Genomic DNA, 15,791 nt, shown 5'->3' with positions numbered 1-15,791 from the left:
GTCAGTCGGTGATGGCAGCCAATCTCGGCACCAGGTCCTGCACCGCGTACGGGACGCTGAGCACGGTGTTGTAGGCCATCGCGGCGCCGGCGAAAGGCCGTTCGTAGTAAGGGATCTCCAAGGATCGGCGGCCTCTGACGACGGCGAGCTGCTGGTAGATCTTGTTCCCGGCCAGCCAGCGGCGCGAGTCGGCATCGGCGAGCAGCAGGAGTCGATCAAGGTCCAGGACGTCGGCTCGTTCGGGCGAGATCTCGGCGCCGAACTTGTCGCCGATGATCTTGTTGACCTGCTCCGGTACGGCGAAACCGAGATCGGTCAGGAAACGGCCCCGGGGATCATTCGCGGCAAAGGCGTAGAAGGCGCGCTCGCTGGGGTCGATCACGGCCGCGGTCTTGCCGGCGAACTCCGGATGCTCGGTCCTGATCTTGCTGAATCGGCTGTCCAGGTCGGTCAGCATCCGGTCGGCTGCCGGCGTCGCGCCGACGATCCGACCGGCCGTGCGGAACATCACCGCCCGATCCGTTGTGTACGGGGCACTGTCGGCATCCTGCGCCACCGTCGGGGCGATTGCGCTGAGCTTGGCGTACTCCTGCTTGGTGATCTCGGCGTACAGGCCGACGATCACATCGGGGCGCAGTGACGCGATCTTCTCATAGTTGAGGTCGGCACCGATGTAGCTCGGCGTCATGCCGTCCCACGCCGGTTTGACCCAGGGCCAGGTGTGATCGATGGTCTCGCCGAACCAGGGCCGGACGCCGACCGGTCTGACGCCGAGAGCGAGGAACATCTCGTGATCGGTGTAGCCGACGGTCACGACCCGTTTCGGTCGGGTCCGGATCGTCGTGCTGCCGAGCGCGTGCTCGATCGTGACGGGGAAGTCCGCGTCGTCGGTGACCGAACCGGCCCAGGTCGCAGGTGCTGTCGGAGCCGGGTCGGACTGGCAGCCGGCGACGAGCGGTGCGGCCAGTCCAGCCGTCATCAGGGCGAGCGCGCCGCGCCGAGTCATGCGATTCGAAGTTAGGGTCACCTAAGTAATCCTAGGGCATCTTAGCGCCGTCGACTCCGGCCCGATCATCGATCACATCTGACACGGCGATTCGAGCCGGATTGGGTGCCCGGGTGAGGTCGTGCGGAAGGACGGCACATCCCGCTTGCCGGCGGCCTTCGTGGAAAGGCTTGCGGTCTACTGTGACGCTCGATGCCGATCAGGGAAGCACTGCCTACAATCCACGAATGCATTCTCGATACGACGCCGTGGCGCAGTGGTATGCACGGTTCACCGCGGACTGGTTGCCGGTTTGCGTTCCGTATCTGCCTGAGGATCTCCGAGATCAGAGGGTGCTGGACCTTGCTTGTGGGAATGGTGTGCTGAGCCGATTGATCGCCGATCGCGGTGCGGCCGTCACTGCCGTTGACTCGTCGGCGGGGATGCTCCGCAACGCAACGCCCGCCGATCATGTGGAGTACCGGGAGGGCGATGCGACCAACACTGGTTGGTGGGATGGCGAGCAGTTCGACGGCGTGGTCAGCAACATGGCGCTGATGGACATCGAAGACCTGGATGGCGCGTTGGCGGTGATTGCCTCTGTCACCATGCCTGCCGGGTGGGTCCTCCTGAGTCTGTTGCACCCTTGCTTTCCGGGACGAGAGGACACCGGAACGTTGTCGAGTTGGCCGCCCAGCGACGGCTATTCGTGGGAGGGGTGGTGGACCACCGGTAGCGATGGCGTCCGGGGACATGTCGGCGCTCACCATCGGACGTTGTCGACGTACCTGAACGCGGTGCTCCATGCAGGCCTGGAGTTCGTGGAAGTCATTGAGCCGCCAGCCGATGTGCCGCGATACCTGGTGTTGCGGTGTCGCAGCCGATCAAACTGATCCGAATGGGTGTCGCCAGAATGCGGCCGGTCACGGATCCCTTGTGGCACAACGATTTCCCGCTCTGCCGAGCGCGGTGATGGTGACTGGTGGATCTACCCGGCAGGGCCGATTGCGGAGAGTGCGCCGGCGTCGGCTGGGGAATGCCCATCGGGCCGGCGTTGTGACCCTGGGAGCCTGATCGGACGCTAGAGCTGGAGTCGGTATCGTCGCAGGGCTAGACGGGAGAGAGCGCTCAGTGCGGTGGCGAACCCGGCGAGTGCGACCAGATGTACTGCGGCTGTGGTCCAGTTGGTGCCGAGCATCGCTGCCCTTGCGGCTTCAACGGCCCAATTCACGGGGTTGAGACTCGCGAGGTGTTGCAGCCAGCTCGGCATCTGCTCGGCCGAGGTGAACATCGTGGAGGAGAACATCAGCGGGAAGGTGATGAACAGTCCGACCATAGTCATCGTTTCTTGCCGACGGGCCAGAAGCGCGATGGTGTGGGTGAAGGCTGCGAAGGCAGTGCAGACGAGGACGCCCGCGATCAGGATGATCAGGAATCCGATCGGGCCGGTACGCACGCGAGCACCGAAAACAAGAGCGGTGATCATGACGAACAGGGCCTGTCCCGCGCCGATGAGTGCGGCCTGAAGTGTCCTGGAGGACAACAGTGCGGCTGCCGGGAGAGACGTCGTTAGGAATCTGTCGATCGCGCCCCGCTCGATGTCTTGGACGACCCCGCCGCCTTCCCAGGCGCCATGGTTGAAGGCGGCAAAGATGGCGATGCCCGGTGCGAGGTATTCGAGATAGTTCGCGGTCTCGAACCCTCCGAGCCGAGGAAGCGATTGGAACAGCTGGCTGTAAAGCAGGAGCCAGACCAGCGGCTGGATGATCATGACCGCGATGGCGACGGGTTGTCTGCCGACGATCCGAACACCCCGCCCGAGGAGTACGGCGTGGCCAAGAAGCCTTCTCATGAGATCACGGCCGGTCGGGTCTGGTGTTGTCGTCGGTAAGTCTGCGGCCGGTGTAGTGCAGATAGACATCGTCGAGGCTCGGGCGGGTGACACTGGCCGAGGTGACGTGGAGCCCCGTGGCTTCCAGTCCGGTCACAATCGCCGGCAGTGCATGGCTGCCGTGCTGTACATGTGCGACCACCCGGTTGCCGGCAACACTGACCGCTCGGGAATCGACTTCCCGGATAGCGGCGAGGATGTCCTGGGTGGCTGGTCGCCCGGCGACTTCAACCGTGACGGAGTCGCCTGCGAGCCTTGACTTGAGAACCTCCGGGGCACCTTCGGCGATGACTCGGCCGCGATCAATGATCACGACTCTATCGGCGAGCCGGTCAGCTTCCTCGAGGTAATGGGTTGTGAGGAGGACGGTCAGGGATTGCTGCTGGCCAAGGTTATTGAGTTCGCTCCACAGATCGGCACGCGCTTCCGGGTCGAGACCCGTGGTCGGCTCGTCAAGGAAGATCACGCTCGGGTTGTGAACCATCCCCATGACGATCTCCAGCCGTCGTCGCATGCCACCGGAATACGTCGCCACGAGCCGGTCGGCCGCTGAGGTCAAGTGAACGCGGTCTAGGAGTTCGGCTGCACGTCGTTTGGCAACGGCACGGCGAAGTCCTTGTGCGGCGGACTGGACCAAGAGGTTCTCCCGACCGGTCAGGTAAGCGTCGGTTCCGGCGTGCTGTGCGATGTAGCCGACCGTTGCTCGGACGGATTGCGGCTGAGCGGTGACGTCATGGCCGGCCACGGTTGCAGATCCGCCGTCGGCTCGGGTCAGGGTTGTGAGGATGCGAGTCGTGGTCGACTTTCCGGCACCGTTGGGGCCAAGGAGGCAGACCACCTCGCCCTCAGTGACGGTGAACGAGACATCGGCGACAGCTTGCACGGCGCCATACCGTTTGCGCAGGTGGCGGGCGATGATCGCATCGGTCATGACGCGGTCGACTTGCGTTGTCTGATCCGTGTCACCTTGGAATCGTGCTCGGTCCCTCGAGTCGGCCGGTCACGGTCATCTCCGCGGGCGATCTCTGGCAGCATTCCCTCCAGATCGGCGTGCCAGGCGAGCTCAGCTTTCAGGTGGAGTTCGGCACGTCGGTAGCCGGCAAGGCTCGCCGCTGACAAATGGCCCTCTTGCTGGTGAAGCTCACGACCGGCCAACAGTTCGGCCAACTTTGCGGCGAGCGCTTCTCGGCGAAGCGACAAACGATCCGTCAACGCCTCGGCGTCCAATCCAGCAGGCCACTTCAGCGCGGCCTCAACGGTGGTTGAGCTGACGATCGGCTGAGTGAGGGCGCGATCACGGTGGATGGCCAACTCCGCGCGGCCAGCGTCAGTAATGCGGTACACCGTGCGTCGTGGCCGGTTGCCCTGCTGCTCGGTTCGCATCGGCTCGACCAAGCCCTCGCCCTCCAACCTGTGCAACATCCCGTACAAGGCTCCGACCTTGACCTCGCCCCACTGCTCGATGCCGGTGATCTCGGCCGTTCGCCTGATCTGATGGCCGTGCAGTGGCCCGCCGGCCAGCAACCCCAGGATCAACAGCCGGACTGGGTTCGCATCTCTCATGCAATTAGTCTCACACGACTATCTAGGTTCGTCAACGGTGCCGAACCACAGGAACCACACCCGTTCAGGGATGGCGGATTCGAGTGGTCGTCGCAACACCTGATCTTGTGACGTATTGCAGTTGTGAAGGTCGAGGGGCGGGAGACCGGTTTGGGTCCTGCGGCGCGAGGGAGCATCGTCCACTGCGGCTTGCCAGGCTGTGGGCGTGGATGGAACACGTGGATATCGGTGGCGTCGTGCGCGCAGTCTGGAAAGCATCGCGGGCCAGCGCGGACCGCCGCCGGGCCGTTACTACTGGTCGCGGTGGCGCAGCTGACCCCAGGCATCGCGCCCGAAGGACCACAACAGGGCGGCCAGACCGACTGCGGGGAGGAGCGCCAGCCAGCCGGAAGCGGCCGCTGCGGGGACCATGCCGGCGACCAGCAGACTGATCACCAACAACACCGCCTGCCCCAGACCGATCACCCGTCGCGCCTGACTGAACGGCAGCGGTTGACGTAGCGCGGGCAGCGCCGCGGCGGCGAGCAGATAGGCGTACCGCAGGGCGCCGATGATGATCACCCACCAACCGGCGATGTCGAAGACCACCAGCGTGAAGGTCAGGATCAGCGTGGTCGCGGAGTCGGTCTCGATGTCGAAGCGGGCGCCGAAGGAGCTGGTCTCCCCGCGGTGTCGGGCGATCCGGCCGTCGACGCCGTCGAGGATCAGGCAGATGGTGGCGATCACCGCAGCGGTGATCGCGATGGCCGCGGTCGGCTCGACCCAGACGGCCTGGATGAGCAGCGCGAGGATCCATCCGGTGCCGACCAGCCGGGCCAGCGTGACGATGTTCGCCAGGCCGAATCTGTGTAGTCCCAGCCGGCTGCGCTTCCAGCCGAGGTGTACCAGCAGGGCGGCGGCGAGGTAGCCCAGCAGCCCCAGTCCCGCCGGTGCCGGTGCGGCCGCCATCAGGGCACCGAACGCGGTGATGACAGCGCCGATCACCAGGGGCCGCAGGACGACAAGCTCCGACGTCAGGTTCACGTAGATCAATCTACGGTGTCGGAGCAGCAGGTCGGCCGGGTCGAGGCGCCGGCCACTGGTCGGCATCGGCGAACAGCCGTACCCCTTGGCTTTGCCGTTCCGGACCGGCCGGTGCGGCAACTCCAAGGGGTACGGCTGTGGTGACGTTCGGTGACCGGGGTGCCGGCCGGTGGCGTACGGTCACGAACGGGTGGCGACCCGGCGGACGAAGCGGGCCAGCCGAACGGTCTGCCGCCGACGCAGGTAGACCAGGGCCAGGGCCAGCACGAGGCAGCCGACCGGCATCGCCAGCATGGCCGGCATCATGACCGCGGTGACGACGGTGATGATCACCAGCAGGGCGCTCAGGCCGATCGAGGCGAAACCGGACAGGATCGGGACCATCAGCCCGATCGCGCCCGCCAGTTCGAGCAGTCCGACGAAGATCAACATCGGGTCGCCACCGAGGGTGGCGAAACCGGCCCGGGCCTGTTCGTTGAGGGTCAGCTTGCTGAAGGCCGCCTGGAGGAAGATCAGCGCCAGGGCGAGTCGGAGGACGAAGACGACGACGGTGGCGACGCGCTGCTTGGTGCTGTAGCGGCTGGAGGTGGAGTCTTGATCGGAGGTGGTGACCTGGTCGACGCGGACGGTTCCGGCGGCCGGGGTGGTGGTCTGCGACATTGCTAGCTCCTGGAGGACGTCGGCCTGTCGGCCGGGTGTCGGGCTGTGTTGCCCTTTGCCTATGCGTCGGACCGGAGCCCCACAGATCGACACCCTCCGTGGAACTTTTCTCGAAGATTCTTTCCTTGCCGCCGATATCGAGAGCTCTATGGAGCCAACTAGGTCCCTGAGCCTGTCGAAGGGCACCCGAACAGGTCCCTGAGCATGTCGGTAAAGGTTCAGAGCCCCTTCGACAGGCTCAGGGACCGCTGGGTCAGAGCGTGGCGGTGAACCGGTGGTCGCCGCTGCTCACCGGCTGCGGGTCTTGGCCGGGAAGCCGGACCTCGGCGCTGCTGCCGTCGGGGATCGAGACGTCCAGGGTGAACTGGTCGCCGGCAACCGCCCACGAGCTGCGCACCTCACCGTGCGGTGTGATCAGTGCACCGCGCGCCCAGGTCAGGTCGCCACCAGGCTGCGGGGCGATGCTGATCTTGCTGTAGCCGGGCTCGGCAGCGTCGATCCCGAGCACCACCTTGTGCATCCAGTCCGCGACCGCACCCAACGCGTAGTGGTTGAAGCTGGTCATCTCGCCGGGGTTGATCGACCCGTCGGGGAGCATCGAGTCCCAACGTTCCCAGATCGTGGTGGCGCCCATCGTGATCGGATACAGCCAGGACGGGCATTCCTTCTCCAGCAGCAGCCTGTAGGCCACGTCGGTGTGCCCGGTCTCGCTGAGTGCCCAGGTGACGAACGGCGTACCGGCAAATCCGGTGGACACCCGATAGCCGGCCTTCTCCGCCAGCTCGGCCAGCCGGTTGCCGGCAGCGGCCTTCTTGTCCTCGTCCAGCAGGCCGAAATGGATCGCCAGGGCATAGACCGTTGCACAATCGCTCAGGACGATTCCTTGATCATCGACGTAGGCGTTGTTGAACGCCTCTCGCAGGCGTCCTGCCAGATCGGCGTAACGATCATGATCACCGGACTTGCCCAGCGCCGTGGCGATGCGGGCCAGCAGGTCGGCACTGCGATAGGCGCAGGCGGTCGCCACCACACCCTTGTCCGCCTTGGCCGCCGCGGCATCGTCCGGCGGTGCGTCCGGGTCGAGCCAGTCGGCGAACTGGAAGCCGGTATCCCAGGTCCCGTTGGCCGACAACAGCTTCTCGGTCGCGTCGACGTGGGCGACCATCGAGTCGTACTGGTTCTCCAGCACCGCTTGGTCGCCGTAGGCCTGGTACAGCGTCCACGGCACCCAGACCGCGGCGTCGCCCCAGATCGCGGTCACCGACTGATGGGTATCCGGGCGTTCGGAGCTGCGGTACTTGATCACGTCCGGCGCCACATACGGCACCCGGCCGTTGGCGTCGAGCTGCTCGGCTCGAAGATCACGCAGCCAGTCGGCGAGGAAGCTGTGTACGTCGAACAGGTACGCCGCGGTCGGAGCGAAGGCGGCGATGTCACCCGTCCAGCCGAGCCGCTCGTCACGCTGCGGGCAGTCGGTCGGGACGTCCAGGAAGTTGCCGCGCTGACCCCAGACCACGTTGTGGTGCAGCTGATTGACCAGGTCGTCGGAGCAGGCGAAGGTGCCGATCCGTTCCAGTTCGGAGCTGACCACGACGGCTTCGAGCCCGGCGGCGGTCGCCGACTCCAGGGTGAGCTCGCCCGGCCAGCCCTCGACCTCGGCGTACCGGAAACCGTGGAAGGTCTTGGTGGGTTCGAAGAAGTCCTCGCCACCGGACAGGATGAAGCGGTCGGTCGCCTTGGCGGTCCGCAACGGCCGCGATCCGAGCTCGTCGTGCTCCAGCACCTCGGCATGCCGGATCACGATCTCCTGGCCCTCCGGGCCGCTGACGGTGAAGCGCAGCCAGCCGACCAGGTTCTGCCCGAAGTCGATCAAGGTCTTGCCGGACGGGGAGGTGTTGATCGCCACCGGCGTGATCGACTCGTGCCGGATCACCGGCGGACCGATCGGTTCGGTCAGCAGACCATGATCGAAATCGAGTGCGTGCACGCCGACCCAGCCCTCGGCAGCAAAACCGGGGGAGTCCCAGCCGGGCGTTGCACGCCGAGCGTCGATCGTCTGCCCGTCGTAGATCTGGTTGTCGGTGGTGGTGCTCGGGCCGGCCTGCCAGCTCTCATCGGTGACCACGGTCTGGGTGTGCCCGTCGGCGTAGGTCAGGTCAAGCCGGGCGAGCAGGCCGAGCTCGTCGCCGTACAGGGCGTTGCCGCCGGTGAAGCCGAGCCGGCCGCGATACCAGCCGTTGCCCAGCGCGGCGCCGAGCACGGCGGGTTCGCCGGCGGCGGGCAGCAAACCGGCGACGTCGTAGCTGCGGTGACGCAGCCGCCACTCGTAGCTGCTCCAGCCAGGGGTCAAGACGTCGGGGGCGATCGGCTTGCCGTTGATCTCCACCTCGACGACGCCGAGAGCGGTCACGGTCAGGGTGGCCGCGGTGACGTCGCCGTGGCCGGCGTCGAGGGTGAACTCGGTACGCAGTCGGGGGGCGCCGGCGAAGTCGTCGTCGGCAGCGATCATGGTCGCGCCGGAGAGCGCAGCCTCTTCCGCCATTGGAAGTTCCGTCCTTTGTCTGAAGGGTTTGAAACGTTCTAACGCCACTAGCGAACCAGCCTGCCTCACGGGTGTCAAGAGACCACCGGCAAACTGTCGGATTGGGGAAACCCGTGGCGGCGGGCCCGGTCCGGGTTTCCCCATCATCCCTCTGTCTTCGTGGATGGTCAGTAGTACTCGACCAGGCAGAACTCGTTGCCCTCCGGATCTGCCATCACGACGACAACGCCTTCGTCGTAGTCGTGCCGCTCGCCGGTGGCGGCACCGCCGAGTTCCAGCACCTGGGCGATGCCGCGGTCGATGTCGTCGACGGCGACGTCCAGGTGGATCCGGACCTTGGCCCGTTTGGGCTCGGTCACCGGCTGGAAATTGATCCGGGGCAGCGGAGGCCGATCCCGGGCCAGTCCGGCCCAGCCGGGGAGCGGATCGGGATCGGCCGGCAGATCCAGCAGGGTGCCCCAGAATGCTGCGAGGCGATCCGGATCGGCGCAGTCGACGGTTATCGAGGCCCAGCGATTGGGCATGTCGGTCTCCATGATCATCTGTTCGGTGGGAGTCGGCGGCCGTTACTCAGGTGCCGGTCTGCCAGCTGTTGAGGTAGGCGTGTTGCGCTTCGCTGAGTCCTTCGATCAGGTGTCCCATCGAACGGAGCTTCTGCTCGGCGACCTGATCTTCGATCGATCGCGGCACCGGATGCACGGCAGGGGTGAGACGGGCAGCGTTGGCCGCAAGATACTCGATCAGCAGTGCCTGGGTGGAGAAGCTGAGATCCATCACGTCGGGTGGTGATGCCTCGGCTGCGCTCTGCCCGACGAGGCGTCCGTCAGCAAGCAGGATGACGGTGCTGCCGCTGGGCAGGGTGTACTCGACCGCGTCCGGCCGGACCGGGCGGGCTGCGGTGGCCTGAGCCTTCAGACCGGCCACGTCGATCTCGATGTCGAAGTGTCCGGAGTTGCAGACGATGGCGCCGGTCTTCATGATCATCAGGTGATCGATGGTGATCACGTCCCGGTTGCCGGTGGCAGTGACGAAGATGTCGCCGTGTCGTGCGGCCTCACCCATCGGCATCACGTCGTAGCCGTCCAGCACCGCTTCCAACGCCTTGATCGGGTCGACCTCGACAACGATCACCCGGGCGCCCATGCCGGAGGCACGCGTTGCGATGCCGCGGCCGCACCAGCCGTAACCGGCTACCACCAGCACCGAGCCGGCGAACAGCACGTGGGCTGCCCGGAGGATGCCGTCGACGGTGTTCTGACCGGTGCCGTAGCGGTTGTCGAAGAGGTGTTTGGTGAGCGCGTCATTGAGTGGGACGACCGGGTAACCCAGGGTGCCGTCACGTTCCATGCTGCGCATCCGATGGACCCCGGTGCTGGTGACTTCGGTACCGCCGATGATCCCCTCGAGGAGGTCGGTGCGTTCCCGGTGGATCGTCGCGGTCAGGTCGGCGCCGTCGTCGACGATGACCTGCGGAGCGTGCGACAGGGCGCCCTCGACCTGACGGTAGAACGTGTCCCGGTCACAGCCGTGGATCGCGTACACGGCCGCACCGAAGTCGCGATGGATGGCGGCGGCCACATCGTCCTTGGTGGACAGCGGATTGGAGGCGCAGACCGACACCTCGGCACCACCGGCGACCAGGGTACGACAGAGGTTGGCTGTCTCGGTGGTGATGTGCAGGCAGCCGGCGATCCGAAGTCCGTCCAGCGGTCGGCGGGCGGCAAAATCCTGACGGATGGTCTCCAGAACCGGCATTCGGGTAGCGGCGAAGTCGATCTTGCTGCGGCCTTGGTCGGCGAGTGCTGGGTCTTTGATCATGATGTCTGCGGCGGCGACGTGCATCGCGCACATGACAAGTCCTTTCGCAAATCAACAAAGGAATACGAGACTCCGGCCCGGGCGCCGACAGGCATCGGCGGGGCCGACAAGAAAAGGGCACCTCCTCACGGGAGGCGCCCTTCAGCAGTGAGATCTCGGGTCGAGCGTGGCGGATGAAGTCCGTCGCAGCGCCCCTCGGCCCGGGGGTCCGCGCCCGGAGGACGCGATTCCGATGTCGACGTTAGCACGGTCGGTGTCACCCGCAACCCCTGTTCCTTGATCAGCGAAATGCTGCTCCGTCGGTCGAGGAGGCGGAGGGACCTGGAGTCGAAAGGGTCATTCCGGTTGTTACGGCAGCGGCTCACCGGCGACGAATGCTCGCAACGTCGGGTATCTGGGAGAAGTCCTCGTGATCGCAGTTGCAGCACACTGTTGATCATGAGGGCGACTCCTCGATGGCCGCCCGGAGCCGGAGTGTGTCGCGATGTCGGTGCATCACCTGCGGCCGTTGCTGGGATCATCGGCGACAAGGGCGTCGCGCCGAGGAACGTCGCGACGGCTCGGGTCGTCGGCGGGCCGGCGGCGGCCGTGTACGGCGTCGGGCAGTTCAGGACGCGTCCGCTCGCGACACCCTCAGATCTGCTCGGCCGGGTGAATGCGGCGCGGTGGGTCCACCTGGCATCGCCGGGGTGGTGTCGCCGACGGTCTCGGTGGTGGGCGGGCTGGGCGAGGCTGGTGATTGCAGCATGCGTGATGATCACATCGGTGATCCCACTCGCGATCACCCGACCGGCAACCGCGAACACCTGATCAGACCGTCGCGCGATCCCGCGGCGTCCGAAGGGTGTTCAATGACCAACGCACGACGCCCCGACACCCAGCGGAACCGGGCTCGGGGCGCAACGCGTTGTTGATCTTGGTACGGACCTACTTCTCGTAGGCGGCGGGCCGCAGTTGGGCGGCGCGGACCCGGCCGACGTCCAGCTTCTCCGACCGGTCGAACCGGTAGATGCCGTTCTCCTCCTGGAAGACGTCAGTCAGCTGGGTGTAGCAGTAGCCGAACATGTTCGGATCGTCCAGCAGCGCACCGATCAGGCCTTCGAAGCGGACCTGGAAGCCCTCCTCGTCGGCTACCCGGTCGCCGTAGCCCCAGGACTCGCGACGATCGGTGCCCTTGGCCGCGGCAGCGGTCTCCGGATTCCACCAGATGCCGCCGAACTCGGAGACGAAGTACGGCTGCCCGTTGTACGGCTGGGAGATCGTCCGGCCGTCGTGCACATTGAGATACGGATCGTCGTTGGCCAGGCCCGCCTGATTGGCGGCGAACTTCGCCGGATCCTGCTCGTAGTCGTGGCTGTCGTAGACGTCGGTCTCCGGCACCCGGTGGGAGTAGCCACTGGTGTCCAGCACCGGCCGGGTCTGGTCGATCGCCTTGGTGGCCAGGAACATCCCGCGCATCACGTCGTCCAGCTGGGTGATCCGATCGTGCAGCGGCTGCCAGGTCTCGTTCATCGGGCACCAGCCGATCAACGACGGGTGGTTGAAGTCGCGCTGGACGACCTCCAGCCACTGGGTGATGAACGACGCGGTCGGCTGCTGATGATCTTCGATCTTGCCGTAGCCGCCGGCGCCCCAGTCGGCGAACTCGCCCCAGACCAGGTAGCCGAGCTTGTCGGCGTGGTAATAGAAACGCTCCTCGAAGACCTTCTGATGCAGCCGAGCGCCGTTGAAGCCGGCGGCCAGCGACAGCTCGATGTCGCGGACCAGCGCCTCGTCGCTGGGCGAGGTCATCAGCGATTCCGGCCAGTAGCCCTGATCCAGCACTAGGCGCTGGAAGACCGGTTTGCCGTTGATCTTGATCTGCTTGCCGTCCAGGGACACCGATCGCAGCCCGGCGTAGCTGGTCACCTCGTCCAACGTGGCGCCGGACTCGTCGAGCAGTTGCACGGTCAGGTCGTACAGATGCGGGTCCTCCGGCGACCAGGCGCGTACCTTGTCGTCGGCGATGATCACGGTGCCGGTCGGGCCAAGATCAAGATCGGCGCGGACGGTCTGCTCGGCGACCGGGGTGCCGGCGTCGGAGAAGATGATCTTGATCGAGTTGCCCGGCTGGTTGGCCGACAGGGCAGCCTGGACGGCAAACGATGACGACGCCAGCTGCGGGGTGATCCGCAGGCTCTTGATGTAGGTCTGCGGGACGGCTTCCAGCCAGACGGTCTGCCAGATGCCAGTGGTCCGGGTGTAGTGGCAGTCGGCGTTGGCAAAGTTCAGCGACTGCTTGCCCCGCGCCTGCACGGCCTCCCGCGGGTCGCGAGCACGGACGACGACAACGGCATCGCTGCCTGCCGTCACCTGGGCCGTGATCTCGACGGTGAAGGAGCTGAAGCCACCGCGATGCCGGCCGACCTCGTTGCCGTTGACCCAGATGGTCGCGTCGTGGTCGACGGCACCGAAATGCAGCAGCACCCGCTGACCGTCCCAGTCCTGCGGGATGCTGACGGTCCGGCGATACCAGACCGCTTCGAGGTAGTCGGTGTTTCCGATCCCGGACAGCTCGGTCTCGGGAGCGAAGGGGACGATGATCTCGGAATTCAGGTCACGATCGAGCAGGCCGCGGTCGATGCCGCTGTCCCCGGAGTCGATCTCGAACTGCCACGGTCCATTCAGATTCAGCCACTGGGCGCGCTGCAGTTGGGGGCGCGGGTATTCGGGCTTCGGCACGGTCGTCATGGGCGTTGAGGCTAACAAATCTCCGCGCGCTGTACAACGTTGTAAGACTCGCCGTGGACAACACCCCCAGCCAAGGGTCCTGAGCCCGTCGACGGGCCGCCAATCCAGCCAAGGGTCCTGAGCTTGTCGAAGGACCGAGCGCCCGTGAAGGGCGACCCTGCCGATACGGTTATCCGCGTGCAGCGCATCAGCTGGCCCGGTCCCGGGGCCGACGAGCTCTACGCCCGAGCGGTCCAACTCGTCCGGGCTGCCGGCGGGAGACGCCGGATCCTCGGCATCGCGGGCGCCCCCGCATCGGGCAAGTCGACGCTGGCCGTCGAGCTGGCCGAGCGGCTGGGTCACGAGATGCCCGGCGCGGTCGCGGCGGTCGGGATGGACGCGTTCCACCTTTCTCAGGCGGTCCTGCAACGGCATGGTCTGGTCGAGGTGAAGGGCGCGCCGCAGACCTTCGATGCGATCGGCTACCTACGGCTCCTGGAGCGCATCCGGCACACCGACGAGATCGTGTACGCACCGGAGTTCGACCGATCGATCGAGGACTCGATCGCGCATCGGATCGAGATCGGTCCCGAGGTTCGGCTGGTCGTCACCGAGGGCAACTATCTCTGTCTGGACGCCGATCCGTGGCGTGCGGTGCATGCCGCTCTGGACCAGACCTGGTTCGTCGAGTTGGACGAGCCGGTCCGCCGGCAGCGGCTGATCGAGCGGCACCTGCGCTATGGCCGCAGTCAGGTCGAGGCGGAGCAGCGGGCCGACGGCAGCGACCAACGCAACGCCGAGCTGATCGCCCGGTCGATGCTCAAGCCGGACGTCTGGATCGATCAGCAACCCTGAGTGCCGGTCTCCGGCCTCGGCGGCAGAGGCCGATCAGGTGTCGGCATCGAGCACGGACCGCAACAGGCCGGGGAATCGCTGCTCGAGCTCCTCGGCCCGGATGGTGATGATCCGCTCGCGACCGACCACCTCGGTCGAGGTGAGCCCGGCAGCACGCAGCGTCTTCCAGTGGTGTGACATCGTCGGCGGCGTCACTTCGATGCCGGTGTTGCGGACCAGCACCGAGCAGTTGACCGGCTCGGCCTGGCGATGCAGCGCCCGCATCATCTCCAGGCGCACCGGATCGGCCAGCGCGGCCAGCACGGTGGTCAGCTCGATCGAGTCGGACTTCGGTTGCGGCAGCATCCGCGACATCCCGGATCTCTCCTCCAAATCCTTTGATGATCATCTAACAATACCGTATGCTCCAACACTGTGACGATTCGACAAGCGTCTAACAATTCCGCTTCCGGGGCCGCCGTTGCGAGCTGGCAACTCGGGCTGCTCGCGGTCGGGACCTTCACCCTCGGGATGGACGGCTTCGTGCTGTCCGGTTTGCTGCCCCAGATCGCGGCCGACCTGGAGGTGTCGGTGTCGGCGGCCGGTCAGCTGATGACGATCTTCGCCATCGCCTACGCGGTCGGATCGCCGGTGATCGCCACGGTCACCGGCGCGCTGGACCGGCGGCTGGTGCTCGCCGGAGGAATGATCATCTTCCTGATCGGGATGGCCGCCCAGGCGCTCGGCCCGAACTACCCGGTCGTCGCTGTCGGCCGGGTCGTCGCCGCCATCGGCGCCGCCGGCTTCCAGTCCAACGCGTACGCCGTCGCCGGCATCCTGGCCGGTCCGGAACGCCGCGGGCGGGCACTGGCGACGATCGCTGCGGGCACCACGGTCTCCACCGTGATCGGTACGCCGTTCGGGGTGCTGATCGGGCAGTGGTGGGGCTGGCGAGCCGCGCTCTGGGTGATCACCGGATTATCTCTCGTCTCGGCCGTGGTGGTGCCGCTGCTGCCGGCGGTCCGGTTGCCGGTCACCTCCCTCGGCGCTCGGCTCCGGGTGCTGGGCGACCGTCGGATCCTGGCGATGCTCGGCTGCACGATGTTGATCTTGATCCCCGGGTTCGCCGTCCAGTCCTACCTGCCGGTGCTGATCGCACCGGTCGCCACCGGCGCGCTGCTGGTTGTCGCGCTGACCGTCCGCGGGCTCGGCCAGGTGATCGGCAATCAACTGGCCGGCACCCTGATCGACCGGCGCGGACCCTTCGGCGTCTTGGTCGTCGCGACCGCGGGCACGGCTGTGGCGACGATCGTCCTGGCTCCCGCCCGGCACAGCCTGGTGCCGATGTTGATCATGCTGCTGGTGCTCGGACTGCTGGCCGGTGCCAACATCGTCCCGCAACAGCATCGGCTGGTCTCCGCCAGCGGTGACCTGGCCGCCGTCGCGCTCGGTCTCAACGGGTCTGCGATCTATGTCGGCATCGCGCTGGGTGGGGCCGTCGGCGGGTTGACGATCAAGGTGGCAGGGGTGGCGTGGCTACCGGTCGTCGGTGCGGTGTCGGCGTTGCTGGCCCTTGCCGTGATCGTCGGGACAGCGCCAGAACGCCGTCATCCTGTCGAAAGATCGCCTGCGAATCTACGCCGGCAACGGAAAGGCGATTAGCCTGAATCGAGCAATTCGCATCGCGAGATGCCGCTCATCGACACACTCACGGCTGTCAGATGAAGCCAAGACCTGACACGTCGGGGGGTGTCCCTATGTCGGAT

14 protein-coding genes are annotated in these 15,791 nt (G+C 66.2%); 3 read left to right on the top strand and 11 right to left on the bottom strand.

Annotated features, from left to right (window positions below):
* Position 1: 1 nt before the first annotated feature.
* Complete coding sequence (locus tag BLU38_RS10580; protein WP_091524132.1) at positions 2 to 1,006, bottom strand: ABC transporter substrate-binding protein; 1,005 nt, start codon at positions 1,004 to 1,006, stop codon at positions 2 to 4.
* A 182-nt stretch (positions 1,007 to 1,188) separates the two neighbouring features.
* Here BLU38_RS10580 and BLU38_RS10575 point away from each other — a divergent pair, with 182 nt between their 5' ends.
* Positions 1,189 to 1,878: a class I SAM-dependent methyltransferase gene (locus tag BLU38_RS10575; RefSeq protein WP_172836111.1), complete on the top strand. Its 690-nt coding sequence runs from the start codon at positions 1,189 to 1,191 to the stop codon at positions 1,876 to 1,878.
* A 188-nt stretch (positions 1,879 to 2,066) separates the two neighbouring features.
* Here the strand turns inward: BLU38_RS10575 and BLU38_RS10570 are convergent, their stop codons facing one another.
* The 9 genes from BLU38_RS10570 to BLU38_RS10530 all read right to left on the bottom strand — a co-directional run bounded on the left by BLU38_RS10570 (position 2,067) and on the right by BLU38_RS10530 (position 13,212).
* Positions 2,067 to 2,837 carry an ABC transporter permease gene (locus tag BLU38_RS10570; protein WP_157683369.1) on the bottom strand — a complete coding sequence of 257 codons (771 nt, stop codon included), beginning with the start codon at positions 2,835 to 2,837 and terminating at the stop codon, positions 2,067 to 2,069.
* A 4-nt stretch (positions 2,838 to 2,841) separates the two neighbouring features.
* Complete coding sequence (locus BLU38_RS10565; RefSeq protein ID WP_091524122.1) at positions 2,842 to 3,807, bottom strand: ATP-binding cassette domain-containing protein; 966 nt, start codon at positions 3,805 to 3,807, stop codon at positions 2,842 to 2,844.
* On the bottom strand, positions 3,804 to 4,400 hold the full coding sequence (locus tag BLU38_RS10560) for a PadR family transcriptional regulator (protein WP_197680071.1): 597 nt from the start codon (positions 4,398 to 4,400) through the stop codon (positions 3,804 to 3,806). The genes BLU38_RS10565 and BLU38_RS10560 overlap by 4 nt, the downstream gene beginning before the upstream one ends.
* 330 nt (positions 4,401 to 4,730) lie before the next feature.
* Complete coding sequence (locus tag BLU38_RS10555) at positions 4,731 to 5,462, bottom strand: CDP-alcohol phosphatidyltransferase family protein (protein ID WP_157683368.1); 732 nt, start codon at positions 5,460 to 5,462, stop codon at positions 4,731 to 4,733.
* A gap of 180 nt (positions 5,463 to 5,642) precedes the next feature.
* Positions 5,643 to 6,122 (bottom strand): DoxX family protein, encoded by a 480-nt coding sequence (locus tag BLU38_RS10550; protein ID WP_091524113.1) that lies wholly within the window; start codon positions 6,120 to 6,122, stop codon positions 5,643 to 5,645.
* 253 nt (positions 6,123 to 6,375) lie between these two features.
* A complete protein-coding gene (locus BLU38_RS10545) occupies positions 6,376 to 8,664 on the bottom strand; it encodes a family 78 glycoside hydrolase catalytic domain (RefSeq protein WP_197680070.1) in 2,289 nt (762 codons plus the stop codon).
* A 167-nt stretch (positions 8,665 to 8,831) separates the two neighbouring features.
* Positions 8,832 to 9,188, bottom strand: coding sequence for a VOC family protein (locus BLU38_RS10540; protein WP_091532245.1), 357 nt, complete (start codon positions 9,186 to 9,188; stop codon positions 8,832 to 8,834).
* Between the two features lie 46 nt (positions 9,189 to 9,234).
* Complete coding sequence (ahcY, locus tag BLU38_RS10535) at positions 9,235 to 10,515, bottom strand: adenosylhomocysteinase (RefSeq protein WP_197680069.1); 1,281 nt, start codon at positions 10,513 to 10,515, stop codon at positions 9,235 to 9,237.
* A gap of 894 nt (positions 10,516 to 11,409) precedes the next feature.
* On the bottom strand, positions 11,410 to 13,212 hold the full coding sequence (locus tag BLU38_RS10530; protein WP_091524110.1) for a glycoside hydrolase family 2 protein: 1,803 nt from the start codon (positions 13,210 to 13,212) through the stop codon (positions 11,410 to 11,412).
* 177 nt (positions 13,213 to 13,389) lie between these two features.
* Here BLU38_RS10530 and BLU38_RS10525 point away from each other — a divergent pair, with 177 nt between their 5' ends.
* The gene (locus tag BLU38_RS10525) at positions 13,390 to 14,046 is read left to right on the top strand and encodes a nucleoside/nucleotide kinase family protein (protein WP_231920277.1); all 657 of its coding nucleotides are present in this window, start codon (positions 13,390 to 13,392) and stop codon (positions 14,044 to 14,046) included.
* A gap of 33 nt (positions 14,047 to 14,079) precedes the next feature.
* Here BLU38_RS10525 and BLU38_RS10520 read toward each other — a convergent pair whose 3' ends face one another.
* Positions 14,080 to 14,400, bottom strand: a complete 321-nt coding sequence (locus tag BLU38_RS10520; RefSeq protein ID WP_091524107.1) for an ArsR/SmtB family transcription factor — start codon at positions 14,398 to 14,400, stop codon at positions 14,080 to 14,082.
* 60 nt (positions 14,401 to 14,460) lie between these two features.
* Between BLU38_RS10520 and BLU38_RS10515 the strand changes: the two genes are divergently transcribed.
* Positions 14,461 to 15,687, top strand: a complete 1,227-nt coding sequence (locus BLU38_RS10515; protein WP_269458171.1) for an MFS transporter — start codon at positions 14,461 to 14,463, stop codon at positions 15,685 to 15,687.
* Positions 15,688 to 15,791: the final 104 nt, after the last annotated feature.

Origin of the sequence: Microlunatus soli, from assembly GCF_900105385.1 — a bacterium.
GTDB classification, from domain to species: Bacteria; Actinomycetota; Actinomycetes; order Propionibacteriales; family Propionibacteriaceae; genus Microlunatus; species Microlunatus soli.
This window is presented reverse-complemented; position numbering and strand designations above follow the sequence as displayed.